Annotated in this window: 25 protein-coding genes; 16 read left to right on the forward strand and 9 right to left on the reverse strand. The window is 43.0% G+C overall.

Features of this window, described 5'->3' with window-relative positions:
* Positions 1 to 78: 78 nt before the first annotated feature.
* The 4 genes from fusA (at position 79) to RMY00_RS16650 (ending at position 4,797) form a co-directional block, all read left to right on the forward strand.
* Positions 79 to 2,157: an elongation factor G gene (gene fusA, locus RMY00_RS16635; protein ID WP_322648584.1), complete on the forward strand. Its 2,079-nt coding sequence runs from the start codon at positions 79 to 81 to the stop codon at positions 2,155 to 2,157.
* Positions 2,158 to 2,180: 23 nt separating this feature from the next.
* Positions 2,181 to 3,410: an elongation factor Tu gene (tuf, locus tag RMY00_RS16640; RefSeq protein WP_109011175.1), complete on the forward strand. Its 1,230-nt coding sequence runs from the start codon at positions 2,181 to 2,183 to the stop codon at positions 3,408 to 3,410.
* A 215-nt stretch (positions 3,411 to 3,625) separates the two neighbouring features.
* On the forward strand, positions 3,626 to 3,943 hold the full coding sequence (gene rpsJ / locus RMY00_RS16645) for a 30S ribosomal protein S10 (protein WP_017320518.1): 318 nt from the start codon (positions 3,626 to 3,628) through the stop codon (positions 3,941 to 3,943).
* Between the two features lie 206 nt (positions 3,944 to 4,149).
* Positions 4,150 to 4,797 (forward strand): LON peptidase substrate-binding domain-containing protein, encoded by a 648-nt coding sequence (locus RMY00_RS16650; RefSeq protein WP_322648585.1) that lies wholly within the window; start codon positions 4,150 to 4,152, stop codon positions 4,795 to 4,797.
* Positions 4,798 to 4,973: 176 nt separating this feature from the next.
* On the opposite strand, the gene pheA is transcribed toward RMY00_RS16650, so the two are convergent.
* Positions 4,974 to 5,852, reverse strand: coding sequence for a prephenate dehydratase (pheA, locus tag RMY00_RS16655; protein ID WP_322648586.1), 879 nt, complete (start codon positions 5,850 to 5,852; stop codon positions 4,974 to 4,976).
* A gap of 569 nt (positions 5,853 to 6,421) precedes the next feature.
* Here pheA and RMY00_RS16660 point away from each other — a divergent pair.
* Positions 6,422 to 7,009 carry a DUF1997 domain-containing protein gene (locus RMY00_RS16660; RefSeq protein ID WP_322648587.1) on the forward strand — a complete coding sequence of 196 codons (588 nt, stop codon included), beginning with the start codon at positions 6,422 to 6,424 and terminating at the stop codon, positions 7,007 to 7,009.
* A gap of 8 nt (positions 7,010 to 7,017) precedes the next feature.
* Here the strand turns inward: RMY00_RS16660 and RMY00_RS16665 are convergent, their stop codons facing one another.
* The 4 genes from RMY00_RS16665 to RMY00_RS16680 form a co-directional block, all read right to left on the reverse strand.
* Positions 7,018 to 7,674: a ribonuclease HII gene (locus RMY00_RS16665; protein WP_322648588.1), complete on the reverse strand. Its 657-nt coding sequence runs from the start codon at positions 7,672 to 7,674 to the stop codon at positions 7,018 to 7,020.
* 8 nt (positions 7,675 to 7,682) lie between these two features.
* Positions 7,683 to 9,827 carry an Rne/Rng family ribonuclease gene (locus RMY00_RS16670; protein WP_322648589.1) on the reverse strand — a complete coding sequence of 715 codons (2,145 nt, stop codon included), beginning with the start codon at positions 9,825 to 9,827 and terminating at the stop codon, positions 7,683 to 7,685.
* A gap of 855 nt (positions 9,828 to 10,682) precedes the next feature.
* The gene (locus tag RMY00_RS16675; RefSeq protein WP_322648590.1) at positions 10,683 to 13,373 is read right to left on the reverse strand and encodes a TIGR03960 family B12-binding radical SAM protein; all 2,691 of its coding nucleotides are present in this window, start codon (positions 13,371 to 13,373) and stop codon (positions 10,683 to 10,685) included.
* Positions 13,374 to 13,521: 148 nt separating this feature from the next.
* On the reverse strand, positions 13,522 to 13,851 hold the full coding sequence (locus tag RMY00_RS16680) for an STAS domain-containing protein (RefSeq protein ID WP_322648591.1): 330 nt from the start codon (positions 13,849 to 13,851) through the stop codon (positions 13,522 to 13,524).
* 459 nt (positions 13,852 to 14,310) lie between these two features.
* Here RMY00_RS16680 and RMY00_RS16685 point away from each other — a divergent pair, with 459 nt between their 5' ends.
* A complete protein-coding gene (locus RMY00_RS16685; RefSeq protein ID WP_322648592.1) occupies positions 14,311 to 14,514 on the forward strand; it encodes a hypothetical protein in 204 nt (67 codons plus the stop codon).
* Between the two features lie 221 nt (positions 14,515 to 14,735).
* Here RMY00_RS16685 and RMY00_RS16690 read toward each other — a convergent pair whose 3' ends face one another.
* Positions 14,736 to 15,080, reverse strand: coding sequence for a hypothetical protein (locus tag RMY00_RS16690; RefSeq protein ID WP_181374237.1), 345 nt, complete (start codon positions 15,078 to 15,080; stop codon positions 14,736 to 14,738).
* A 285-nt stretch (positions 15,081 to 15,365) separates the two neighbouring features.
* Here RMY00_RS16690 and clpS point away from each other — a divergent pair, with 285 nt between their 5' ends.
* The 6 genes from clpS to RMY00_RS16720 all read left to right on the forward strand — a co-directional run bounded on the left by clpS (position 15,366) and on the right by RMY00_RS16720 (position 18,303).
* The gene (clpS, locus tag RMY00_RS16695) at positions 15,366 to 15,647 is read left to right on the forward strand and encodes an ATP-dependent Clp protease adapter ClpS (protein WP_100899825.1); all 282 of its coding nucleotides are present in this window, start codon (positions 15,366 to 15,368) and stop codon (positions 15,645 to 15,647) included.
* Positions 15,648 to 15,705: 58 nt separating this feature from the next.
* On the forward strand, positions 15,706 to 16,536 hold the full coding sequence (locus RMY00_RS16700; protein ID WP_322648633.1) for a type II CAAX endopeptidase family protein: 831 nt from the start codon (positions 15,706 to 15,708) through the stop codon (positions 16,534 to 16,536).
* A gap of 219 nt (positions 16,537 to 16,755) precedes the next feature.
* A complete protein-coding gene (locus tag RMY00_RS16705; protein ID WP_322648593.1) occupies positions 16,756 to 17,001 on the forward strand; it encodes a hypothetical protein in 246 nt (81 codons plus the stop codon).
* Between the two features lie 102 nt (positions 17,002 to 17,103).
* Positions 17,104 to 17,529, forward strand: coding sequence for a hypothetical protein (locus RMY00_RS16710; protein ID WP_322648594.1), 426 nt, complete (start codon positions 17,104 to 17,106; stop codon positions 17,527 to 17,529).
* Positions 17,530 to 17,649: 120 nt separating this feature from the next.
* Positions 17,650 to 17,889 (forward strand): AbrB/MazE/SpoVT family DNA-binding domain-containing protein, encoded by a 240-nt coding sequence (locus RMY00_RS16715; protein WP_322648595.1) that lies wholly within the window; start codon positions 17,650 to 17,652, stop codon positions 17,887 to 17,889.
* 9 nt (positions 17,890 to 17,898) lie between these two features.
* Positions 17,899 to 18,303 (forward strand): type II toxin-antitoxin system VapC family toxin, encoded by a 405-nt coding sequence (locus RMY00_RS16720; protein ID WP_322648596.1) that lies wholly within the window; start codon positions 17,899 to 17,901, stop codon positions 18,301 to 18,303.
* Positions 18,304 to 18,364: 61 nt separating this feature from the next.
* On the opposite strand, the gene RMY00_RS16725 is transcribed toward RMY00_RS16720, so the two are convergent.
* The 3 genes from RMY00_RS16725 to RMY00_RS16735 form a co-directional block, all read right to left on the reverse strand.
* Entirely contained in the window at positions 18,365 to 19,003 is a 639-nt protein-coding gene (locus RMY00_RS16725; protein ID WP_322648597.1) for a pentapeptide repeat-containing protein, read from the reverse strand.
* A complete protein-coding gene (locus RMY00_RS16730) occupies positions 19,000 to 20,397 on the reverse strand; it encodes a DICT sensory domain-containing protein (RefSeq protein ID WP_322648598.1) in 1,398 nt (465 codons plus the stop codon). The genes RMY00_RS16725 and RMY00_RS16730 overlap by 4 nt, the downstream gene beginning before the upstream one ends.
* Before the next feature lie 106 nt (positions 20,398 to 20,503).
* Entirely contained in the window at positions 20,504 to 22,093 is a 1,590-nt protein-coding gene (locus RMY00_RS16735; protein WP_322648599.1) for a photosystem II high light acclimation radical SAM protein, read from the reverse strand.
* Between the two features lie 588 nt (positions 22,094 to 22,681).
* Between RMY00_RS16735 and RMY00_RS16740 the strand changes: the two genes are divergently transcribed.
* From RMY00_RS16740 to RMY00_RS16755, 4 genes are all read left to right on the forward strand, one after another.
* The gene (locus RMY00_RS16740; RefSeq protein ID WP_322648600.1) at positions 22,682 to 23,077 is read left to right on the forward strand and encodes a DUF1830 domain-containing protein; all 396 of its coding nucleotides are present in this window, start codon (positions 22,682 to 22,684) and stop codon (positions 23,075 to 23,077) included.
* A 344-nt stretch (positions 23,078 to 23,421) separates the two neighbouring features.
* Positions 23,422 to 23,883, forward strand: coding sequence for a DUF4079 domain-containing protein (locus tag RMY00_RS16745; RefSeq protein WP_322648601.1), 462 nt, complete (start codon positions 23,422 to 23,424; stop codon positions 23,881 to 23,883).
* Positions 23,884 to 23,986: 103 nt separating this feature from the next.
* A complete protein-coding gene (locus RMY00_RS16750) occupies positions 23,987 to 24,553 on the forward strand; it encodes a hypothetical protein (protein ID WP_322648602.1) in 567 nt (188 codons plus the stop codon).
* 101 nt (positions 24,554 to 24,654) lie between these two features.
* Positions 24,655 to 25,428: an ABC transporter ATP-binding protein gene (locus RMY00_RS16755; RefSeq protein WP_322648603.1), complete on the forward strand. Its 774-nt coding sequence runs from the start codon at positions 24,655 to 24,657 to the stop codon at positions 25,426 to 25,428.
* Positions 25,429 to 25,494 lie beyond the last annotated feature (66 nt).

Here is a 25,494-nt window from a genome sequence, read left to right on the forward strand (position 1 = left end):
GGTTTTCCCTAAAAGTATAGAATCTTAACAAAGAGTAATATACAAGATATCATGAGGCAAAAACTATAGGAGGTAGCTGTGGCACGCACGATCCCGCTAGAGAAAGTACGCAACATTGGTATTGCGGCGCATATAGATGCGGGCAAAACAACAACAACAGAGAGAATATTATTTTACTCTGGGATAATTCATAAAATTGGCGAAGTTCATGAAGGAACTGCCGTCACAGACTGGATGGAGCAAGAGCGGGAGCGGGGAATCACCATTACAGCTGCTGCTATCAGTACCAGTTGGAAAGATCATCAAATAAACATTATCGATACTCCGGGTCACGTAGACTTCACAATTGAAGTTGAGCGTTCCATGCGCGTGTTGGATGGTGTAATCGCAGTATTTTGTTCTGTGGGCGGCGTGCAACCGCAGTCTGAGACAGTGTGGCGGCAAGCAGAACGCTACAAAGTTCCTCGGATCGCCTTTATCAACAAGATGGATCGCACCGGAGCGAACTTTTATAAAGTTCATGAACAAATTCGCGATCGCCTACGGGCGAATGCGATCGCTATTCAACTACCGATTGGTAGTGAAAACGACTTCCAAGGTATCGTTGACTTAGTACGGCAACGTGCGTATATTTACGCAAATGACCAAGGTACTGATATCCAGGAAACCGATATCCCGGAAGGATTGCAAGCGCAGGTAGAAGAATACCGCACCAAGCTAGTAGAAGCCGCAGCAGAAACCGATGATGCTCTGATGACTAAGTACTTCGATGGCGAAGAACTTACAGAAGAGGAAATTCGGACAGCCCTGCGTAAAGGCACAATTGACGGGACAATTGTACCAGTACTTTGCGGTTCAGCATTTAAAAACAAAGGCGTGCAGTTGATGCTGGATGCCGTTGTCGATTACCTGCCAGCGCCCAGTGAAGTACCGCCAATTCAAGGCTTACTTCCTAATGGTGATACTGTTGAGCGGCGGGCTGATGACGACGAACCTCTAGCTGCTCTGGCATTCAAGATTATGGCTGACCCTTACGGTCGCCTGACATTTGTTCGCGTTTATTCTGGTGTCCTGAAAAAGGGCAGCTACGTTCTCAACGCTAGTAAGAATAAAAAAGAACGGATTTCCCGCTTAGTTCTAATGAAGGCAGACGATCGGCAAGATGTCGATGAACTGCGAGCGGGTGATTTGGGAGCAGCTCTGGGATTGAAAGACACCTTGACAGGTGACACACTCTGTGATGATGGATCACCAGTAATTCTGGAATCCCTATTCATTCCTGAGCCTGTGATCTCGGTGGCGGTTGAACCCAAAACCAAGAACGACATGGACAAACTGTCCAAAGCTCTACAATCTCTCTCAGAAGAAGACCCCACCTTCCGAGTCCGCGTCGATCCGGAAACAAACCAGACCGTAATTGCGGGAATGGGAGAGCTACACCTAGAAATTCTAGTAGACCGGATGTTACGAGAATTCAAGGTGGAAGCGAATGTAGGTGCGCCACAAGTAGCTTACCGAGAAACAATTCGGAAAGCTGTGAACAAAGTTGAAGGCAAATTCATCCGCCAAAGTGGTGGTAAAGGTCAATACGGTCACGTTGTGATCAATTTGGAGCCTGGAGAACCCGGTACTGGCTTTGAATTCGTTTCCAAAATTGCTGGTGGTTCAGTACCTAAAGAGTACGTTGGCCCCGCAGAACAAGGGATGAAAGAAAGCTGCGAATCCGGTGTTCTAGCTGGATATCCTTTGATTGACGTTAAAGCGACCTTAATTGATGGGTCATACCACGATGTAGACTCTTCAGAAATGGCTTTCAAAATCGCCGGCTCAATGGCGATGAAAGAGGCTGTGCTGAAAGCTTCACCTGTCATCTTAGAGCCTATGATGAAAGTTGAAGTTGAAGTTCCTGAAGACTATATGGGGAACGTCATTGGCGACCTCAACACCCGTCGAGGGCAGATTGAAAGCCAAAGCACCGAAAAGGGACTCGCTAAGGTAACATCTAAAGTTCCACTGGCGAGCATGTTTGGCTACGCCACTGATATCCGGTCAAAAACGCAAGGTCGGGGTACCTTCACGATGGAGTTCAGCCACTACGAAGAGGTGCCTCGCAGCGTAGCTGAAACTATCATTGCAAAAAGCAAAGGGAACGCTTAGTTAAAATAAGGAAATGAGCATTCATGGCACGCGCAAAGTTTGAAAGGAATAAACCCCACATTAATATCGGTACAGTTGGCCACGTTGACCACGGTAAAACTACCTTGACAGCAGCCATCACCATGACCTTGGCAGCTATGGGTCAGGCTGTAGCTAAGGGCTACGACCAAATTGATAATGCTCCAGAAGAAAAAGCACGGGGTATTACCATCAATACCGCTCACGTAGAGTATGAAACTGCAAATCGGCACTATGCTCACGTAGACTGTCCAGGCCACGCTGACTATGTGAAGAACATGATCACCGGTGCTGCTCAGATGGACGGAGGTATCCTCGTAGTTGCTGCTACCGATGGCCCTATGCCCCAAACCCGCGAACACATCCTGTTAGCAAAACAGGTAGGCGTTCCCAGTCTGGTTGTCTTCTTGAACAAAGAAGACTTAATGGATGACCCAGAACTCTTGGAACTAGTAGAACTAGAACTTAGAGAACTGCTTTCAAGCTACGATTTCCCTGGCGATGATATCCCCATTATCAAAGGCTCTGGTCTGCAAGCTCTGGAAGCAATGACCAAGAATCCTAAAACCCAACGCGGTGAAAATCCTTGGGTAGACAAAATCTACGAATTGATGGATGCTGTAGATTCTTACATCCCCACTCCTGAGCGGGATGTTGATAAACCCTTCTTGATGGCTGTAGAAGACGTTTTCTCAATTACAGGTCGTGGTACTGTTGCCACCGGTCGGATTGAGCGGGGTGTAGTCAAAGTTGGCGATAACGTTGAACTAGTGGGTATCAGAGATACTCGCGCCACTACCGTAACTGGTATTGAGATGTTCAAGAAGAGTCTCGACCAAGGTATGGCTGGGGATAACGCTGGGGTACTACTCCGGGGTATCCAAAAGGCTGATATTGAACGGGGTATGGTCATCGCTAAACCTGGTTCGATTAAACCTCACAATGAATTTGAAGGTGAGGTTTATGTCCTAACAGAAAAAGAAGGTGGTCGTAAGACTCCATTTTTCGCTGGCTACCGTCCCCAATTCTATGTGCGGACAACTGATGTAACTGGTACCATCAAAGCTTACACCTCCGATGAAGGCAAAGAAGTAGAAATGGTGATGCCAGGCGATCGCATCAAGATGACAGTAGAATTGATCAACGCGATCGCTATTGAACAAGGAATGCGCTTCGCTATCCGCGAAGGTGGCCGTACCATTGGTGCTGGTGTCGTCTCCAAAATTATCAAGTAGCATTTCGCTCATAACAAAGGAGCAGAGATGGTCTTTATTGTGCCTCTCTGCTCCTTTCTCTTCCTTTTTAATTAAAGGGAGTAGGGAGTAAGTAGGAACAAGCCAAGCAATTTTGTCTCCTTTAACCCCACTTACCACTCTTGTACAGACGCGATTAATCGCGTCTCTCCTTCATTCACCATACCCCTAATTACGCAGAACCTGGAAAATTAAAGATGGCAACTCTACAGCAGCAGAAAATTAGAATTCGCTTACAAGCTTTTGACCGACGTTTATTAGACACATCTTGCGAGAAGATTGTAGACACAGCTAACCGCACCAATGCTACAGCCGTAGGCCCAATTCCTTTACCAACAAAACGCCGGATCTATTGTGTGCTGCGATCACCTCACGTAGATAAAGATTCACGGGAACACTTTGAAACCCGTACTCATCGCCGGATTATTGATATTTACCAGCCCTCTTCTAAGACTATTGATGCCCTGATGAAATTGGATCTACCATCGGGTGTAGATATCGAAGTCAAACTTTAATTTAGTGATTAATCAGTGGTCATTAGTCATAAGTACTCAAACAAAGTACAAAAGACAAATGACATTAGTATGAATTTTTACATTGCCCTGAAGAAATATATCTCAGGGCTTTTATTTAGCTAGGAAACAAATGATAGAATGTAGATAAAGTACGGGAAAAGCAGAGAAAAACAAATTTTAAAGATTAAGTTTATACCAAGATAACAATGACATCATCTTCTAAAATTGCAGTTCGTGAACTACCTCTGTTCCCGTTACCCGAAGTAGTTCTGTTTCCTACCAGACCATTGCCTCTGCACATCTTTGAATTTCGCTACCGAATCATGATGAACACGATTTTGGAGAGCGATCGCAGGTTCGGTGTTTTGATGGTCGATCCTGTTAAAGGTACAATTGCAAACACTGGTTGCTGTGCGGAAATTGTTCATCATCAACGGCTGCCAGATGATCGCATCAAGATGTTAACTTTAGGGCAGCAAAGATTTCGGGTATTAGAGTATGTTCGTGAAAAACCATACCGCGTTGGCTTAGTTGAGTGGATTGAAGACCAACCACCTGCTAAAGATTTGCGACCTTTATCAACTGAGGTAGAACAACTACTGCGAGATGTTGTGCGTCTATCAGCCAAATTAACCGAACAAAATATCGAACTGCCAGAAGATTTGCCTGACCTACCAACAGAGTTATCTTATTGGGTAGCGAGTAATCTTTATGGTGTTGCCGCAGAGCAGCAGTTATTGCTAGAAATGCAAGATACTGCAACTCGTCTTGAGCGAGAAGCGGAAATTTTAACCTCTACTCGGAATCACTTGGCCGCTCGCTCTGTTCTTAAAGACACGTTTAATCAAAAGTGAAAAGACGCGATTAATCGCGTCTGTACAGGGGTGAGGAGTAAAGACGCGATTAATCGCGTCTGTAGAGGAGTGAGGAGTTAGGAATAAATAACAAAAAATAAAAGATTGGCAACTTATAATTTATATTCCCTACCTGATAATTAATAACTGATAACTCCAAAATCCTAACTCCTAACTTATGAAGTAACAGCGCTGATCGGCAAAACATTGTAAGCGCCAAGAACTTTTAAAATTTCTGTGTGCATAGTTAATTCTGCTAAAGCAGATTGCATTTGTGCTTCTTTGGTATCCGCTTCTAAATCCATGAAAAACAAGTATTCGCCTAATGATCGCTTCGTCGGACGAGATTCAATCCGGCTGAGGTTAATTCCTCGTTGAGCAAATATTTGCAAGGGTTTGAGCAATGCTCCGGGTGTATTGGCAGGCATACTAAAAGCTAGCGATGTGTGACTGGCGCTTGTTGTTGATGCCTGATATCCAATATCTGCTTCACCCTGACTTACTACCCAAAAACGAGTACAGTTTTCTGGATAGTCGTTGATGCCACTAGCAAGTATGGGCAGGTTGTATAGTTGAGCTGCTCTACTAGAAGCGATCGCTGCTGTTGTTGTCTCATGCTCCAATCGCTGTAATGCTTCGGTTGTAGAATTGCTAGGAATAATCTGTACAGTCGGGAGAAACCTCTCTAACCATCCCTGACATTGTGCCAAAGCTTGCGGGTGAGAGTAAACAGTTTTAATTTTATCTAAGCTAGAAGCGCAAGAAATTAACGTATGGACAATAGGTAATACTAAGGCTAACTGAATTTGCAAACTGTCCAACTGCCATAGTGTATCTAGTGTCATAGTCACACTCCCTTCAATAGAATTTTCTACTGGCACAACAGCCAAGTGGGCTTGACCATCAGCAACGGCGTGCAGTGACTGGGAGATGCTGGGATAGGGACATAGACTAGCTTCAACTGCCGTATTTTTAGTTAGCCAGTTGGCATAAAAAACAGTTGCTTGTTCTGTATAAGTGCCGGGAGGCCCTAAATGTGCGATCAATAAAGTCATGCTTTTAGCCTTGATTTGCGAGTTTAATCGGTAAACAGAAATAGGACTTACGCACACTCTACGAATTCTCGGTGCTCTTGGCGTCTTGGCGGTTCGATAAATTAAGCTTTTTAGAAATTTTTGCGTAAGTCCTAAGAAATTATAAGGTTTTGGTCTTAGCTAATATATCCAAATCTACTCTTACTAAACACTGTTATCTCTAAAATTTACGCACTAAGCGAATAGAGCGAAATATGTATCTAAGAAAACAATTTATGGAAAACAGCACTTCTATCAGATAGATTTCCTAGTAGTTTTTTTTGCTAGATTCCTCTAAAGATTTAAAAGCAATTATTATATTGGTTTCTGATATTATAAGTATGCATATTATTGTTTTCCTGTCAATAGTTAAATTAGAATATATATTTTTTGAACTAAAGATAGTAATGAGCGTACCAACTTTTTGCTAATAATGTATAGCTGATAAGCAACAATCATTTTTATAGTCAATAAATTTTGTAGTTTTCTAATAATCAGATTTAATTTATTAAAAAATATTAAAATTAAGAAACATATATTTTTATCCGCTCATGGCTACCCGGTTTACTGCCTCCCAATCGGTTGAAATCGCTGTTCCAGAGCAGCCTATTCCCATTCAGCACTACTTACGCCAGCCTCAACGTCTAGTTAAGGCTTTGGCTGACAATAGTAGAATTGAGCAGCTTTCTGAGGAAGTATTTCGTTTGAAAATGCGTCCGTTAAGTTTTATGTCATTGAGTATTCAACCTACTGTAGACATGAGAGTTTGGGCAGAATCAAATGGAATAATTAATTTGCGATCGCTAGGCTGTGAAATCCTGGGCTTCGAGTATATTAACCAGCGTTTTGCTCTGAATTTAAAAGGACATTTGTCTCCCAAAGAGTCAAGCAGTGGTACTCGCCTGCAAGGAAGGGCTGATTTAGAAGTGCTGGTCGATTTGCCACCGCCATTTTCTTTCACTCCCAAGCCGATTTTAGAAACTACTGGTAATGCTTTGCTCAAAAGCGTGTTGTTATCAGTCAAACAACGGTTATTAAATCAACTTTTGGCGGATTATCGCTATTGGGTGATATCACAAACCAAAGATAGAGGACTTAGCGGTAACAATACTGAATTGCCAATCCTGAATGCTGAGTAATTATTTAATCACTCAGCGTTTAGTATTTTGATTTGGCAAGGACGAAAAGACTGACGATGTAGAGGCGAGGGCCCATATTGTTGCAGAGCCAGCAAATGCTGCTGGCTACCATAACCCTTGTTACACTCCAGGCTGTACATAGGGTATTTTAATGCTAGACGCAGTACCAAATTGTCACGCCAAACCTTGGCAACAATACTAGCAGAGGCAATGGCGAGCGATCGCTCGTCCCCCCTGATTATTGTTTGTTGGGGCAATAGCAAATCTTTGATTGACTGATTACCATCAACCAAGCAAAGTGCAGGCTGTACCTTTAACTTCAGTACAGCCCGCTTCATTGCTAAGAGCGTTGCTTGCAAAATATTTATCTTGTCAATTTCGGCAGTAGAAGCAAACCCAATTTTCCAGTCTATAGCCAGCTCACAAATTTGGTGTGCTAGCTGAGTTCTACGAGAACTAGATAACTTTTTACTATCTTTGATTTTAGCTGCCATTAGTATTGGCAAAGCATGATCTGGTAGGATCACTGCTGCCGCCACCACAGGCCCAAATAGAGCGCCTCGCCCTACTTCATCTACACCTGCAACCAACCCTGGCAGCCCTGACAAGGTAGAAAACTCCAGCCAATTGGATTGTTCCAAGGACGTTGGCGACATTTCTACCATAAAGCAAACTAATTATCCTCGATGGCTGAGGAACGACGGCGACGGCGACGGCTAGCAGTGGCGGCGCTGTTAGCATCACTTTCATCTTCGTTAGCAGAAGCTTTCGCAGACAAGCTACTCGTTGGGCTAGCAGTCTCAGATGGTTCAGTTGTCTCTTCTATCAAAGGTTTTGGTTCTGGCTCAATAACTTTTGGTATTGGTATCTTGCTTGGGATTATTTCAGGTGTTGCTTTTTGGACAATAGTTGATTCTGAGGTTGATTCAGTTGGAGTCGTTGGCTGTTGGCCAGGTTGAATCACGTTAATAATCACAGACTTGGGATTTTTAACCTCTTGCTCTAACTTCACCAAGGGAGATATTCCCATCAAAGCAAAGATATCCTGTTCCTGGAGGCTCATTTCTACAGTTCTAATCTCCGGTGGTTCTACCACTGGTTTGACTGGCTCTGCTTTGATAATTTTAGCGCGTTCTACAGTCCGGTCTATAGTGCGATCTACTACAGTGCGCTCTACTCTTTCACTCCAACCTGGTTTACCAAGGGTAGGTGAGGAAATCTCTGGTGCAACTCCTAGTTCTGGTTCAATATCAAGGTCTAAGTCTGGCTCGTTAACAAAAGCCAGTGGATTGGCTACAACCCTAGCTTCATCTTTTCCGTTTAATCCATTAATAGCAATTCGACTACGGCGAGTGCGGGTACGACGCTTATTATCATTAAGGTCTTGATAACTAGGATGATTGATCAGATTTAAGTTACCCGATTCTAGATCGCTGTCAAATGCTTCCCCAAATCCATCATAAGTTTCTCGTGGTTCTGGGATGCGGGCAGTAGGCTGACGTGGTTCTCGATGAGGCAAGGGTACAAAACGTTCACGTTCACGCTCTGGTGTTTCTGCTGGTATTGGTAATCGGTTTTCGATTTCTCCAGGCAGACGCACAGTATGTCCTAAACCGCCACAGGTGGGGCAAATTTCACCAAACAATTCGTAAATATTTTGACCTTGCCGTTTGCGGGTCAGTTCTACTAAACCCAGTTCGGTTAATTGGGCAATCTGCGGACGAGCTTTGTCTGCTTTGAGTGCTTTATTAAAGTGTTCGAGAACTTGTAGTTGATCGCGTCGTGATTCCATATCAATAAAATCAACAACGATCACTCCGGCGATATTCCGCAGACGCAACTGGCGAGCAATTTCTGTTGCAGCTTCGCAGTTTGTCCACAAAACTGTTTCTCTAGCTGTTGCCGATCGCGTGAAGGAACCTGAGTTAACATCAATTACGGTTAATGCCTCTGTCGGCTCAATGATGATGTAGCCGCCAGAAGGTAGGTCTACTCTTGGTTTGAGGGCTTCTCTAATGGCGGCACTGATACGGAAATACTCTAAAATGGGGGAGCGATCGCGGTGATGGTCAATTAACAATCCCTGCGGTGTTTGACCTCCGCTCCAGTTCTGCAAGTACTGCTTCACGCGCTTCAAACCAGTACTGGAATCCACCACAATCCGATTTACATCGGCGCCGTACATATCCCGCAATACGCGCTGAATGAAGTCATCGTCACGGTTGAGTAGTGCTGGAGCACGGGTGGAATGCGCTTCTTGCTGAATGGCTTCCCATTGCTTTTGCAGCAATTCCAAATCTTCCATAATCGCTTCTTCGGGTTTGCCTTCTGCTTCTGTACGCACAAGCAAACCCATTCCCGCCGGTTTGACCAAAATTGCTAGTGCCCGTAAGCGGTTGCGCTCACTTTCACTTTTAATCCGTCGGGATAAATTTACACCTCTACCATAGGGCATCAGTACTACGTAGCGTCCAGGTAAAGTAATATTACCCGTAAGTCGGGGACCTTTTGTCCCCGTTGGTTCTTTCATTACTTGCACCAAAACTTTCTGCTGTGGTGCTAGTAATTCTGTAATTGCTGCTGCGGTACGCTTTAGCTTTAATGGCCCTAAGTCGGTGACGTGAATAAAACCGTTGCGCTCTGGGTCGCCAATATTGACAAAAGCCGCATCTATCCCAGGTAATACGTTTTCTACTACTCCTAAGTAGATATCACCTATTTGATGATGACCCGTAGCAACAACTAGTTCCTGTATTTGATCTTCAGAAAAGACAGCAGCAATTTGGTGCTGCTCCGCGATGATAATTTGTTTTGGCATTCAATTTCCTCAAAATTGGCAGCACCAATAGGTCTGGAGGTTTGTTATACCTTTGTTGCCCCTGCAACCCTCAAAAGGTGCTACTGATAATAAAAATCGCAAACCTGAGCTTCTAAATTAAATAGCTATTGGCGCTCTTAAGAGCATTTTTACGGTGGATTATTCCAGAACGGCTGCATGTTTAAGCAATTAAATCAACCATCCGTGGTTGATTTGTGATGCCATACTCTCAATAAAGAGAGTTCTGAGTTTAAAAGTTCTGAATCCTGAGTGAGTTTTTAACTCAGGAAGCTTTATTTGAGAGTAACCTACTGATGTCGTTAAGAAAAAGAAACTATTTCTATTTTCCATTCCCCGGATTTCTCCTTAGGGTTATACTCAGCAACGCCAGCTGCTACTCTACTTTAAGCCGCGCTTTGCGCGTCTAGTGAACGTCTGCAAATTCGACCTAACCGAGAGCAGTTGTTTAACCTACGGGAATGCCAAAGGCGAACAACTCTAGAAAAGTAGCTCACTAGCTCTTTGGCACTACTGGGGATTAAACATTCAGCAGCTGTTTAAAAAGCATGGATTTAGAGAATTTAAGCGAACCTGCTGTTAGTTACTGATTCACAAGGTAGCTATAGAGAGAGTGTGGGTTCTTTAATCTGCCTCAGTTTATCTGGGATAAAATCCTAGAATTTGCACTCTAAATATCTTTGCTTTCGCCCCCTGAACACCAGGGTAGTGAACCAGCTAAATTCAATGCAGCGCCAGAAAATTTCTCTTCACCCCATTCTAACGCAACCTTGCTAAAAATCAATTCCAACGATATAGCCATGTTAGGACAACTACTAGCAAGCTGCCCTACAGGGATTATACCCCTAAAATTAGCCGATTGCGGTGGATGTGCAGGAGTTGGAATTCTCTACTAGCCACCATGCCTAGCATAAACAGGATTTGTTCAGGACGCAATAGAAAACCATCTTGGCGATAGCTACCTACATAACGGATAACAGATATGGATTCTGCAATGCCTTTGTGGGTTTCTACTAATTCCAGTTCAAATAAGCGATCGCGCAGATTTATTAACTGGCTCTTGCCTGACTTTGTTGTATGCTCGTACCACAGTTCATCTTTTGCTTTGATGGTATCAATCCATTCTTGCCATTGTATAGGTGTTACTTCTTCAAGTGCTGCTACGGTAATTAAATATTCTGCTGTTTCCAGCAGTTGAGTAGCTGCCGGAGTTTTTAAATCTATCTGCTCCACATTATATATAGGTATGTCTGTGGGCATTTCCCGAACCAACTGTTCTCGAAAAGTATCGACTGCCACTGGTACAGTTAACTCAAAATCTGCAATTTCACCACTACTAGTAGCTCCTAGAGCTAAAGCAGTTGCTACAGAAATTCGCGGCATTGGATGAAATCCACCAGTGAAAGCGATTGGTAAGCCTGCTCGCCGCACAACTCGGTCAAACAGACGGATTAAATCTAGGTGGCTTACCAAAGCCATATTATCTTGTTTCCCAAACCAAACTCGCAGTCTTTGTACCTTAGTTGTGTTGGGGACAAACTCGCCAGCGAACTTCGGAATAGCTGGTGATTCAATCACAACGTTATGGCCAAAGTCGGTTCCACATACGCCACAGTGGGAACAACCTTCAAAAGAGCAATCGGGTACAATTGCAGCTTCTAAGGCGCGTTGCAAGTCTTCTTTGAGCCACTTTTTGTCAATTCCGGTATCAATATGATCCCAAGGGAGGGGAATATCGAGGGAGTGGGTAGAGACGGGATTAATCGCGTCTGTACAAAATTGGGTATTTTCTGCATCTGGCGATTTCGTCTGATCTTGTGCGTGAAACAAATTCCATTCGCCATTTTCTACTTGGCGGTATTTCCAGTCTAGATTGGCCCCAGCGATCGCATCTCCCCAAGCGCTAAAAGCCTGATCTAAATTTTCATACCAGGAATCCATACCTGCACCCAATTCCCAGGCACGCCTGACTACTTTGCTCAAATTGCGATCGCCTCGTCCCACAAAATCTTCCATTGCCGAAATGCGAACATCGGTAAAATTTACCTTCACTCCCTTTATTCGGCGGAATTCTTGCCGCAACAGGTTTTGTTTGCGTTTAAATTCAGTGGTAGAAACTGAGTGCCATTGAAATGGTGTATGCGGCTTGGGCGTAAAGTTAGAAATCGTCAGGTTAAAGTTTAGAGGTTTTCTGCCCTTGCCCCGACATTCTCGCTGTAGCCAGCTTACTGTCTCGGCAATGCCTAAAACATCAGTATCCGTTTCACCCGGCAAGCCAATCATAAAATACAACTTGATTTTATCCCAGCCTTGCTCCCAAGCGGTTTTCACCCCTCGCAATAATTCTTCATTTGTCAAACCCTTATTTACAATGTCTCGCATTCGCTGAGTTCCAGCTTCTGGAGCAAAAGTCAGTCCACTTTGCCGCGTACCCCCAAGGATATTGGCAATATTTTCATCAAATCTGTCTACCCGTTGGCTTGGTAGAGTCAGAGAAATATTTTCATTTTTTAAGCGATTTTTGATTTCCATCCCCACTGCTGGCAGGGACAAATAATCAGAACAACTCAGAGATAATAGGGAGAACTCATTGTAACCAGTTGCCCGCATCCCCTGTTCAATTGCATCTACAACCTGATTGGGTTCTACGTCCCGTGCTGGTCGAGTTAGCATTCCTGGTTGACAAAAGCGACAGCCACGAGTGCAACCACGCCTAATCTCAATGGTCAAGCGGTCATGCACCGTTTCCACGTAGGGAACTAACCCAATGGAATACGCGGGTATGGGAGTTGCAACCCTTCGCAAAATTCGTTTTGGTACGTCTAGGCGACGAGGATGAACTGAGCCATCCTGTGCCATGTAGTAAAACTGAGGCACATATACACCTGGTATCTGTGCTAAGTCCAGTAACAGATGTTCCCGACTCAATCCTGCTTGTTTACCTTCTTCTAGTACCAAGCCAATTTCTGGCAGCAGTTCTTCTCCATCTCCAAGGGCGATAAAGTCGAAGAAGTCGGCATAAGGTTCAGGATTAGATGTTGCTGTTTGCCCACCGGCAAAAATCAATGGAAACTGGGATTGGAGATTCGTAAGTTCTCCCCCTGCATCCCTTGCTGCATTTTGCCGTTCTTGCCACGTCAAGGGAATTCCAGCTAAATCCAACATTTCTAGGATATTAGTTGCACCCAGTTCGTAACTGAGGCTAAAACCTAAAATGTCAAATTCTGTGAGCGATCGCTTTGACTCTACAGCAAACAATGGCGTATTAGTTTCGCGTAGTTTGGCTGCGAGGTCTTTTCCTGGCAGGTAGGCGCGATCGCACAATTGACGCGGTTGGACATTCAAAATGTTATAGAGAATGATGTGCCCTAAATTGGATGCACCGACTTCATATACTTCTGGATAAGTTAATACCCAGCGTATCGCTGCCGTATCCCAAGGTTTGTGTACTGCTAAACGCTCATTACCCAGGTAACGCCCTGGTTTTAAAATATCCGATGTTATTAATTTTTCAACTGCAACAGCCACTGTGCTATCTTCTAGCTACCTTAATTACAGCTACTCAAACCCAACCTTAGCATTGAATTAGGTCTTATAACCGAGTTTACCGTTGCAACTTATAACTCCTTTACATAAAGTCCCTTTCATATCCAAAACTTGGTGCTTTTATATAAAGTTATGTTGCAGCCAACTCAACTTCACCATCCAATATTTCAAACACCCTATCGAGTTGCGTTAACTCAAAAATAATTCTTATTGACGGAGCAATAGCGCAGAGTCGAAAACCCCTTCCTAAACTAAGAGCCAGCTTGTGTATAGATAACAATGCCATCAACCCAGCGCTGTCTAACGATTCTACTGCTGCGAGGTCTACTACCAAGATGGAAATACCATTTTGTGCTAACGCTGTGGTCATGTCTCGTTCAAATTCTAAGGCATTTGTAGCATTCAAAAAGCCTTGGGGGCGAATCACTGCAATCTTCGGATAGTTCAGCACTGCCTGCATAGTCACATCCTATTGAGAATTATTAAAGCGTCAAGCTAAGAATTATTTGAACATAAACTTTATTTTGTTGCATCGCCCATATGTCTTACTTCTCTTTGCTGAATCTTTATTACTTTAGTATCTCTGTTTAAAGATTGTCATAATTTCAGGTTAAAATGTGCTTATATATACTTTTTTTTTATGCTAGTTCAAAAACAATCAACTATAGACAGCCGTAGAAACAATAAATCATCAGTAAGTATGCTGATAAAACTTGCTTAGTCTATAACCAAAGCTAATTTAGTCAAGTCTTAACGGTAAGTTAAATTCCTCACTTTAGCGTTGCTGATGGCATTCGATATCCTCATAGCAAATTATTTCTTTAACTAGTTAAATTGTGATCTATATGACTTTTAGATCACTATTTCTGCTTAGAAAAATCGGAAATAATTAGTATCATATAAACTTGGGTTATTATTTATGAGAACTAAGTACGCTATTCGTAAATTAGTAGAAAAAGCTCTTGACATTAAAAAACTAACTCCTGAGATAGAAAATGAAATCAACTCAGAATTGACGGAACTGGGTTACATTTCTGACGTTGATTACGAAGCTCTGGAATTATTAATGGCAGAGATGGATGCTGGTAGAATTCAGTTGGTTCCTAATTTAGGATATGCCTAATTGCTTAGGTATAGAGATTTATTACTTATATCAATTGAATTTGATTATGGCTAAAGCAATTAAAATTTCAAGTAGATAAAACATGTTTTAGTAAGAGGATATTTAAAAGTATTGTTATTAACATCAAAGCTTCAGCAACATCTTCTCTAAAAGGGAATGGGGAGTCGGGAGTAGGGGGAGAAGAATTAATAACCAATGCCTAATTCCCAATGCCCTAATTCTTATTGGTATGCTTGCCAAAGTTGGTGAATAAATTGATTGAGTTGCTGCTTGGCGGCTGAGTCAGGTTCCGTTTTTGGTTCTTTTGCTAAAACTTGGCTCAAGAAGGTAATTACTTCTGTGTCTAATGCTGGTCGAAATAAGTTGGCAGGCCAAAGCAGGTCAGACGCGTCTCGCAAATCAGTAATTAGCGGCGATTCTTGAATGAAAGTAACCATTAATAAAGGACGCACCCAGCATAACTGGCGGGAAACTACAAATTGAATGACTTCTGCATACAGATTCCTGTCACCATGCTCTAAAGACACAATTTGTCCTGGTTGAAGAAAATTTAGGCTAATGTCCATCATTATGCAGTTTGGGCAGCGACAACGATTGTTTTGTAACTTGTTTAATTGAAAAGTGAGAATGCGCTACTTTTAAAGGAGCTTCTGTTACATTAGGGTAGCACTCTCACGGCAACCATGCCTCACAAGTGCCTACACAAAACTAATACGACCAATCCTTGCCAGCAAAGGGTTTTCTTAACATAGGATTTGGACAGAAATACTATAGAATAGGTAAATAACTGTTAAGCGATCGCTACACAGATACTTTGTAGTAGTGAATCAACAAGAAAAGAGCAAAGAGCCGTGTCAGTTGAAACCATTGAAAAGCCTTCCACAACCCGTAAGCTCGCGCCTCGGTATCGCGTTTTGCTCCATAACGACGATTACAACTCGATGGAGCATGTTGTACAATCACTAATAGCCACTGTACCTAGCCTTACCCAACCCCAAGCTGTGAGCATCATGATGGAAGCCCATACTAACGGGCTAGCTTTAGTTATTACTTGCGCTCTAGAACACGCTGAGTTCTATTGCGAAACATTGAAAAGTCACGGTTTAAGTAGCACGATTGAACCTGACGAATAGTCATTGGTCATTGGTCATTAGTCGAAGTATAGAGTATTGGCTGGTGACTCACATTGGTATGAAAGAAAACCTTGTCCGTTTAGCTGAACGCCCTGCCCCTATCAGGCTGGGCTGTTTTATTTTGATTTTATTGCTGCTATGGTTGCCATTGGCTGCACCAATATACTTTCTAGTGCATGATTCAAACTTAGAAAGTATATTGACATTGGTATTGTTATATGCGATATTTATTTGCCTCCTGAGAATATGGGGTAAATATGTCTATCAACAGTCCCAAATTCTGCGGCATTATGGTTTAGAATTCACGCGACAAAACGGTGTGGATTTACTGCGTGGCTTGGCTCTGGGAATAATTAATATTCTGATACTTTTTGGGGTAGAAAGTTTGTTGGGTTGGTTGGTGTGGCAACAACCGAAAGTTTTATTGCTGAAAGTTATTTTAGAGGGTTTACTTGTTGGCTTAGGTGTTGGATTTGCTGAGGAATTGTTATTCCGAGGCTGGTTGCTAAATGAATTACAACGAGATTACAGTCCGCGTGTGGCATTGTGGACAGATGCGACTGCCTTTGCTACATTGCATTTTATTAAACCTTTGGAGGCAATTATTCATACACTGCCGCAATTTCCAGCTTTAGTACTGCTGGGATTAACGCAAGTATGGGGAAAGCGTTGGCGGAGGGGACGCTTGGGTTTTCCAATTGGTTTACATGGCGGTTTAGTTTGGGGTTACTACATTATTAATGTAGGTAAATTAGTGAAATATTCTGGCCAAGTTCCTGATTGGGTAACTGGTGTGAATAATAATCCCCTGCAAGGAGTGATGGGGGTGTTGTTAATGAGTGTACTAGCTTTGTGGATACGAGGAAGGACTGAGCGATCGCCTCTCTGATAAGATCAGCACTGGCTTACATACACACTCACCATTTGTGGAACCCACTCCAAGAGCAATACTTAGTAATAAATGCCCTAGAAGCTCTAAATTTACTTGTTTGGAGATTATATGATGAAGACACAGGGTATTGGCACATTCAAACTCCTAGCACTGTTTTACCCTTGGCAACGATATTACAAAACGGCGAAGTAGTGACCTTCGGATGGGAATAAAACGATGACGCAACCTAATGCCATTAGACAGCAGCAAGCGCAAAGAATATTAGAACTATTTGCGATCGCACGTCAGCGATATTTGGATGCAGGAGGAAATCCTCGACATACCCCAAGAGGACTCAAGGGAGATGATTATATGACAGATGAGGAAAGGCAAGAAGCGTTGGTATTAGGAAGGAAAATTTTCCCACAAGAATATATTGATAATACAGCACGTAGCATCAAATATCCTCCCGTAGAAAGCTAGCCCATTCTTCACTAGGAGCTTAGATAAGCTGTTTAACTTACAGCTTATTAAATGTATTATCAGCTAAAAGTTGAGGTAGTGTTTTCTATCGGAGTAAGAGAAATGCATTTGCGAAAGTTCCATACAAACTTCTTTGTTGACGATAGCAATGAATCTACTGAATGGGAGTGGATCGCTGATTTAAGTGATGAAACGGAGTTTCTGGAAAACCTGCGATACTGGCAAATTGCTAGATATGAGTTTAACCAAACTTATTTAGTCAGTCTTGATTCAGATTACCAAGTTAGTTTTCTGGACTTTCTGTGTATTACTGATAGGATTTTTAATATATACAGGTGGGCAACACCAGAAAGTTTTTATGAACTCACAGGGCTGGTATTGTGTTTATTATCAATTCAAAAAAAGTACATATTACATAAGCAAAATCCTGATAGAGTTGCTTTAATATCAGAATTGCCACAAGATTTATTAGAAGATATTTTTAAGGCACATACAACTTTGCAAAAGCGTTTCAGTTCAACCAAGTGAAACCCAACAATTAACGCTTAATACCCATCAGTTATTTCGACCGTGCAGCATAAAACTTGATATGATATTGTAAAGCAACACACTGCGGCGAAATAATTATAATTTTAAGAAGATTGCTTGATGCCAAACTCATATCATGTTTACCTATTACGGGATGGGCAACATCAAGTCCTAACCATTCCTGATGAATTTGCTCTATCCAGTACAGAAGTTTTGTTACGCAAAGAAGGTAATCGATTAATCATCGAACCCATTTCTTCCGGTTCTCTACTTTCACTGCTTGCTACTTTAGAAGACATTACAGAAAATTTTCCTAACATAGATGAAGGGTTACTGCCACTCGATGATATTGTGCTTTAATCCTACCCAATGACCTATCAATACCTGCTAGACACCAACATCATTTCAGATTTGGTAAGACATCCTCAAGGTTTGGTGTTTCAGCGACTCGCAGCCGTAGAGGAAAACTGCATTTGTACCAGCATTATTGTGGTGTGTGAACTGCGATTTGGTGCAGCTAAAAGTGGCTCTCTCCGTCTTCTTCAGCAACTAGAGAGCATTCTTGAAGTGTTACCTATTTTGTCGCTGTCGCCTCCGGTGGATCGGCACTATGCAGTAATTCGTACACACCTAGAGCAAACAGGAAAGCCCATCGGCCCCAATGATTTACTGATTGCTGCCCATACCCTAGCCCTTAACCTGACGCTTGTTACAGCAAATATCCGCGAATTTGAGCGTGTACCTGGTTTAAGTGTAGAAAATTGGCTACTTTGAGGACATACATTTGGGTAGTCTAATATATTATTCATTGCAGTTTGTATAAATTAACCCCTATTTAAAACGTAGCCTCTACAACTGTCCCCACCACACAAGCTTTATTCAAATTAACGCCGCTCAAATTTGTACTTTCTAACTCTGCACAGAGTAAATTCGCCCCCGTTAAATTCGCCCCCGCCAAATTCGCCCCCCGCAAGTCGGCTTCTTCGAGGTTTGCTTCACTCAATAATGCCCCTTGCAAATCGGCGCGGCTCAAGTCTGCACCTTTGAGATTTGCCCCAGTCAGGTTTGCACCGCGCAAGTCAGCACCGCGCAAGTCAACGCCTTGCAAGTTCACATTCATCAAATTGGCACCACTCAAGAAAGCACCCACCAATGACACATCACTGAGTCTAGCTCCCATCAAGTTAGCGCCACGCAAATTGCTACCTCGCAAGTCAGCACCCGTTAAATCTGCTTGCATCAGGTTTGCTCCCATGAGGTTCGCCCGCAAGTCAGCTTCTTGGAGGTTAGCCCCCATCAAATTTGCTCCCTCCAAATGCCCACCTTCGAGTTTGGAAGCAGCGAAATTAGTGCCAACAAGGGTAGCACCAGCAAGATTAATCCGGCTTAAATCTAGTCGAGAGAGTTCCTCGTCTTCTAAATTTGCCCCTGGAAGCTGTTTGAGTTTTCCTAATTTAATGGCTTCAATATTCATGTAAAGTAACTACCAATCTCCTCACTGATCTTGCTATGGCTATCCCATTGGGAATCAAGTATCCAGATACCGGCGCTGACTTTGGGTGTCATGATGGGTAAGTCGAGTCCCTGTTGTAAACCCATAACTAATAAAGTTAGGGTATCTACAAGTTTAGGGTCAAAGCGGGTAGATTGTTGCTGTCTGCACTCATCTAAAGCTTGAGTAAATATCTGTTCCCGGCTTTGATTTGACGATTTTAGCTCATTGACTCGCCACTGAAAGTCTGCCAATAATGACAAAATTCTCGACTCTAAGGGAATTTCATCTCCAGCCAAACCGGCTGGTTCTCCTGTACCATTCCACCACTCGGTTTGGTGAGTGATAATTTGGGCAACGGCTCGTAGTCGTGGCATAGTTCGCAATACTTGTGCCCCCGGTACTAAGGGACAAGTTAGGGGACAACTGGGAGCATCTTCTTGGTAGCGTGTAGATATACTATCTGTGAGAACGCTTTCTGCTTTTTGTAAAGGATCTATGCGATGTAACAAAGCCGCTAGCCGTAATCTCTTAATCTGCCATGCAGGAAGATCCAAAAGCTGGCCGATCGCTTCAGCAAGAGCTACTACTTCCGCAGCTGCCATTGGATTGTTGACATCTGCCATATCCATCAGTTGCGCCATTCGCAAAAAGGCTTGGATTTCGTTAGAAACCAAGTTGCGATCTAGGGTTTGTTTCTGAAGGGCTGTAGGGATGGATAAATTATCTTGCCCAGCCTGGAGGTAATCTACAACACGGGAGACAACTGCACCTAAATTTTGGGATCTGTCCATTGACGGTACAATTTGCTGTTTATCTGCTGTGAGTTTTTCCGCCAGTTCTGGGTTGTATTTTTTGATGTGAGCGATCGCTATTTCTGCTGTCTCTTGCACTAACTCTGGCTCAAATGTCCACAAGCCATAGAATTTACGCTCTAAGTCTGATGTCGGAACTCCAGTGCTGCCATAATCAGCCTCTGATAATTCTTGACAAATTACCATTGCTGTGTATTTAGGAGATAAAATAATTAAGTGCCACTCCTGAGCGACTGGATCGACTGAATCTAATGCCACTAAGTCTACATTGGGTAAAAGGCTTGTAGGATGTTCAGCAAAGCCAGATTCAGTAGCAGCCATAATGGCAATTTCGGCGCTGCGCTGGGCGATATCTGCATATCGCCCGGCTTCTTGTAGATACCATTTCCCCTGTTGGAAGGCTGTAATTACTAGGGGCGTACCGTCGTCGGTTAAAATATGGTCTTCAAGAGCATGGCACAGGGCAACTAAGGTATTTTTGTAGTAAACACCGAATCGAATTGGCCTAGTGCTATGGCGATGGGCTGTTTCTAGTTTTTGTAGGATTGAACCTTCTAACATGGGATTGGGTAGAAAATAACCGCAGAGGGGGAGTGATTAGGGTAGGGAGTAGGCGCGAGACAAGGAGATAGATGAAATTTGCTCTGATCTAGTTTTGCAAATTTTATCAAACAGCTGCTAACTGTTTGTCTTTTGTCTCTATTGGTGCAGAAAGGGCTGCTTCTAAGTCGGCACAACCTAGCTTTTCTTCTAAGATTTTCATGACTTCGCGTCCGAAATCGTTAGGGTTTTGTTGCCAAGCTTGCAAACAGACTTCTCCAAAGAATGAACCAAGAGGTTCGGGATTCCAGAGGAGTTTTTTGGCTGTCCACGGCATCAAACTCATGGGATCATATCCTGGTTTGAGGATGCCTTCTTTGAATGCGTATTCTTCTAAATGGGTATGGGGTTGCAATCCAATAAAGAAAATAGCAGGTTCAACTTTATTAGCACCAAAAATCCGTTCTAGTTCGCGGTGGTAGGCGATGGTTTGGCGGATAGTTTCGGGACGTTCGTCAATAACGTTAAAGGAGTAGTTGACGGAAACTAAATCATTAAAACCAGCTGCTTTTAAATCGCGGCAGTTTTGCAAGACGGTTCGCAAGTTATACCCCATCCGCATTTTCCGCACGAGTTCTTGAGAACCACTGGTAATGCCGATTTCAAAATAGTTCATCCCGGTTTTTGCCATCAAGTCGCACAACTGGGGTGTCAAATTGTCAGCTCTGATATATGCTGCCCAGTGGATATCTGTCATACCAGAATCGACGATTTTTTGCAAGAGTTCTATGGCATCGTCGATAAACTTTCGTGCGGGGATGAATTGGGCATCGGTAAACCAGAAGTTGCGAATGCCGCGATCGTATAATTGGCGCATCTCAGCCACTACTTCATCTGCTGGGTTGATGCGGACTTGTTTACCTTCAACGACAGTGTAGACGCAATAGCAGCAGTTGTGAGGACAACCACGCTTAGTTTGTACACCTATATAAAAGTCTTCTTCTTGCAGGTAAAAGTTAAATTCCGGCCAGATGCTTTCGATATAGTCATAGTTACAAGCTGTTTTTTCTAGTGGAGTGGGTTGTTCATGAATTAGCCTTTTCCGTGGTTGAGTTTCTCCCGCAACATAACAGCGTTCATCTCGAAAATCTCTGCCACTTAAAAGTTTTTCTAAGAGGGTTTCCCCTTCACCCACAGAAATAATTGTCCCTTGAGGTAAGCTTTTACCCAACTGCTCGTAAAAGACACTAACTGCACCACCACCGACAATTACACGGGCATTAGAATTATATTTTTGGGCACGCTTTAAACCGCGTTTGATTAAGCCTTGGTTCCGCCATAACTCTACATAGTAAGCGATGAAGATTCTCAAACCGCCTAATCCCCCGCGTAGTTTCAATAGAGGATTCTTCGCGTAGTAGAATTCAAAGGCATTTTGTAGTGGGTTCCCACCGCGTCCACCAACTGGGGCATAAATTTGAATATCCCGCCACGAAAATACTAGCAGTGTCGGTTTAAATTCATCGATACAGCGATCCAAAGCAGAACTGTAATCTAAAGGTGGCACTGTTCCTAAATCAAAAATTCGCTGTTCGATATTAGGAAACTGTTTATGGACATGATCGCTCAGGTAGACAACCCCAATAGGAAAGATAGGGTTACAAGGAAGGCGAACGTAAAGAATTCGATTTTCCATCATGGGTGTTTTGACTTCCATCTTGCCAATCTTTGGGGAAAGCGAGATAAATTCCAGTTTTAAAGGGTGTTTTTGTTTTAGCTGCTCTTAATTTCTGACAATTTTGCTTGACATTGAAGCAAATTATTGATATGCATGAAACTTGTGTTCACAGATGCAAAAATCAATAAAATTGCTTTCTATACCAAACGCATGGGATCAAGAGAAGTTTTATGAAGACATTTTTCATATAGCTTTACGATAACATCGAGTTCATTCATTAAGCGATGATCTCAGGGTTTTAATGCTGCGATAGATGAAACACAAAAATACACTTCTGAACTAGGCTCAAGCTAAGGGGATCTTCGCCATAGCTATCTTGTAATTATCTGCTCTGAGGAAGTTAAAGATTTTTTGCCAGAAATTAAAAATTCAAAGATGTTCACATAGTGTAAAATTGCAGACAAGGCGTAAATTTTTACAAAATTTTTATAACCTGCGATATATCTTAAGGGTGAAAATAATCTATAAAAGTTCAGTTGGTAGTCGGAGCTACAGCAACTGGGGATCAGGCAATGCTAGGCTTGGCTAGTGTAATGTAAAATTGTGGCGTAAAGCTCCTCCGCAGTTATGGCTCAAATATTAGATCCTCTACCACCTAAGCAATCGGGAAAAATTCTCTGCTGCTACATTAATGCCACGAGCAAAATACAGATAGCTCGCATCTCCAATATTCCCAACTGGTACTTTGAAAGGGTTGTTTTTCCTGGACAACGTTTAGTGTTTGAAGCTCCGCGAAAAGCTCAATTGGAGATTCATACAGGGATGATGGCAAGTGCAATTTTATCCGATAAGATCCCGTGCGATCGCCTAATGCTCGACGAACCCAGTGCTTATGAGTTTGATGCAGACTCAGCAGATGAGAATGACCTTATTAACACCAGACCTATGGTGCAGCAAATTAATACAAAAATCGGAGATACTACAAAACCCTTACAATTCCTTGGTTTAGCATCGGTTGATTAAAAAAAAAATTTACTACATTTAAGGGTTGCTAATTCAGCAGCCTTTTTTATTTATTGAAAATTGAGAATTAGGCATGGGGCATGAAGCATTAAACCTCTTGCAAAAGTGCTTTTTGCACTCTTGGGGAAAAGGGTTCATGTTAAAGGGGAAAAGGACGATACAGAACTTTTTCCCCTTCCCCCCGCCCCTTATCCCCAGAGGGGGCCCCACCTTCCCCTTTTCCCGACTTATGCAAGAAGTCTATTGGTTATTCTCCTTCCTCCTCATCTTCCCCTGTTTCCCCTGCTCCCTGCTCCCTGCCCCCCTGCTTCCCCGTCTTCCGCATTTCATTTACAATCAATCTTATGAATCTGCCTTCATTTCTTTGGTTGTGGAAAATTGCCGCCTGGTCAATGGGGTTGTCTCTGCTGGCATATCTGATGTTAGCAGTCACCGGCGTTTGGATGTTTCGGGCGAGAACTTCGCAGCAATTTCCTTTTATTACGCCATTTATGGGCGGAAATAAAGGGGTGCGATCGCTCCACTATACAATGGGCATCAGCATGGTAAGTTTAGTATTACTACTGCTAGCGATCGGCGTTGTTGGCACTTTCGGTCACTTTGGCTCCTTGGGTCACTCATCACATTTAGTTGCTGGATTGATAGTAGTAGCATTAGTTTTACTATCTGCTTTCAGTGCGACACAAATTAGTCCCAGACGACCTTGGGCTAGACCCTTACACATCGGCGTAAATATTATTCTTTTTATAGGATTTGCCTGGGTATCCCTTACTGGTTGGATTGTAGTGCAAAAATATTTACCCTAAAAAATTACGAATTACGAATTATTAAAGTGGCATAGCTTATATACGGCAGGCGAGGTAGGACATAGACCTACCGTACAATGAAGAAAAGCATTGTAATTGAGCCGTGACAGCAAACTCAGCCAATATTTCAGCTTCTATTTTTCGTCTGTCTCCTTTGATTCGGATGACGCTGCTGAGTCTATACATAGCACTCACAGTTCCATTACCCTTCTTATCGCAGGTAACAGCTGCACCAGTACCCCCAGAATTATTGTGGATAGGGATTAGCATCGGCTTCGTTGCCTTGTATGCTGTATTGACTGAACGAGTAACGGTAGATGACCAGGGAATTCAGGTTACTTACCCCGCCTGGGTACCTAGCTTTTTTCGTAAAGGCTGGTTTTTACCTTGGTCAGAGGTGAAAGAGTTAAAACCCCGCACCACTGGTCAAGGAGGAATAGTTTATTACTTTGTCAGCCAGGATGGGAAAGCTTATTTACTACCGATGCGTGTAGTTGGATTTGCGCGTTTCGTGCAAATTGTCCAAGCAAAGACAGGCATTGATACTACAGATGTTCGCCCTTTAGCGCAGCCGTGGATGTACCTGATTTTACTAGGATTCACACTGCTGTTATTATTGGTCGATGGCTGGGCGATCGCTACAGCCTTAACTACCAGACAATTAACTTAAAATTGGGCATTAGGCATGGGGCATTGGGCATTGGGAATTAGTTATTTTTTCTTGCCTCCCCTGCCTCCCCTGCTTCCCCATCTCCCCACTCCCCACTCCCCTTGAATACAGCAAAAGCCACACTCAGGCTAGAGCAAATTAATCTGTTTACGAAGCTGAAAACCCAACTTCCAGGCAATCAGCAAGGATACCCCATATTGCAAGATATCTCCTTGGAGATATTCCAGGGCGAACGCATTGCAATTGTAGGGTCAGTAGGCGCTGGAAAAACTTCTTTACTACGACTCATCAACCGTCTCATTGAACCCACTAGTGGCAAAATCTATCTAGAAAACCAAGAATATCGCCAAATTCCCGTCATCCAGCTACGCCAAATGCTTGTACTTGTATTGCAAGAATCGAAGCTGTTGGGGATGACAGTTGGGCAAGCCTTGGCTTATCCTTTAGTTTTGCGTGGTTTGTCCAAACAGACAATTGAGCAACGAGTCAGTCACTGGACAGAACAACTGCATATTCCCAGTGAATGGTTGGGGCGAACAGAGGTGCAACTTTCTGCGGGACAACGACAAATAGTAGCGATCGCTCGCGCCTTAGTCATCCAGCCTAAAATATTGTTATTAGACGAGCCAACCTCTGCCCTTGATGCTGGTACAGCTTCTCATCTAATGCAAGTTTTAACCCAGTTAAGTCAAACTCATCAAACCACCATTTTGATGGTAAACCACCAACTGGAACTAGCCCAGATGTTTTGTACTCGCTTATTACACCTACACCAAGGTCATTTATTGTCAAATCAAAGAGTCTCTGAAATAAACTGGGTTGAATTACGAGAAAGCTTAATTCAAGCAGAAGCTCAAGACGATTTTGGATTTTAAATTTGGATTAGTCAATCGTCATTGGGCATTAAGAGTGCTGAGTTAAGAGTTAATAATTATCCCCTT

The organism is Nostoc sp. ChiVER01, from assembly GCF_034531155.1.
In the GTDB taxonomy this organism is placed as follows: domain Bacteria; phylum Cyanobacteriota; class Cyanobacteriia; order Cyanobacteriales; family Nostocaceae; genus Nostoc.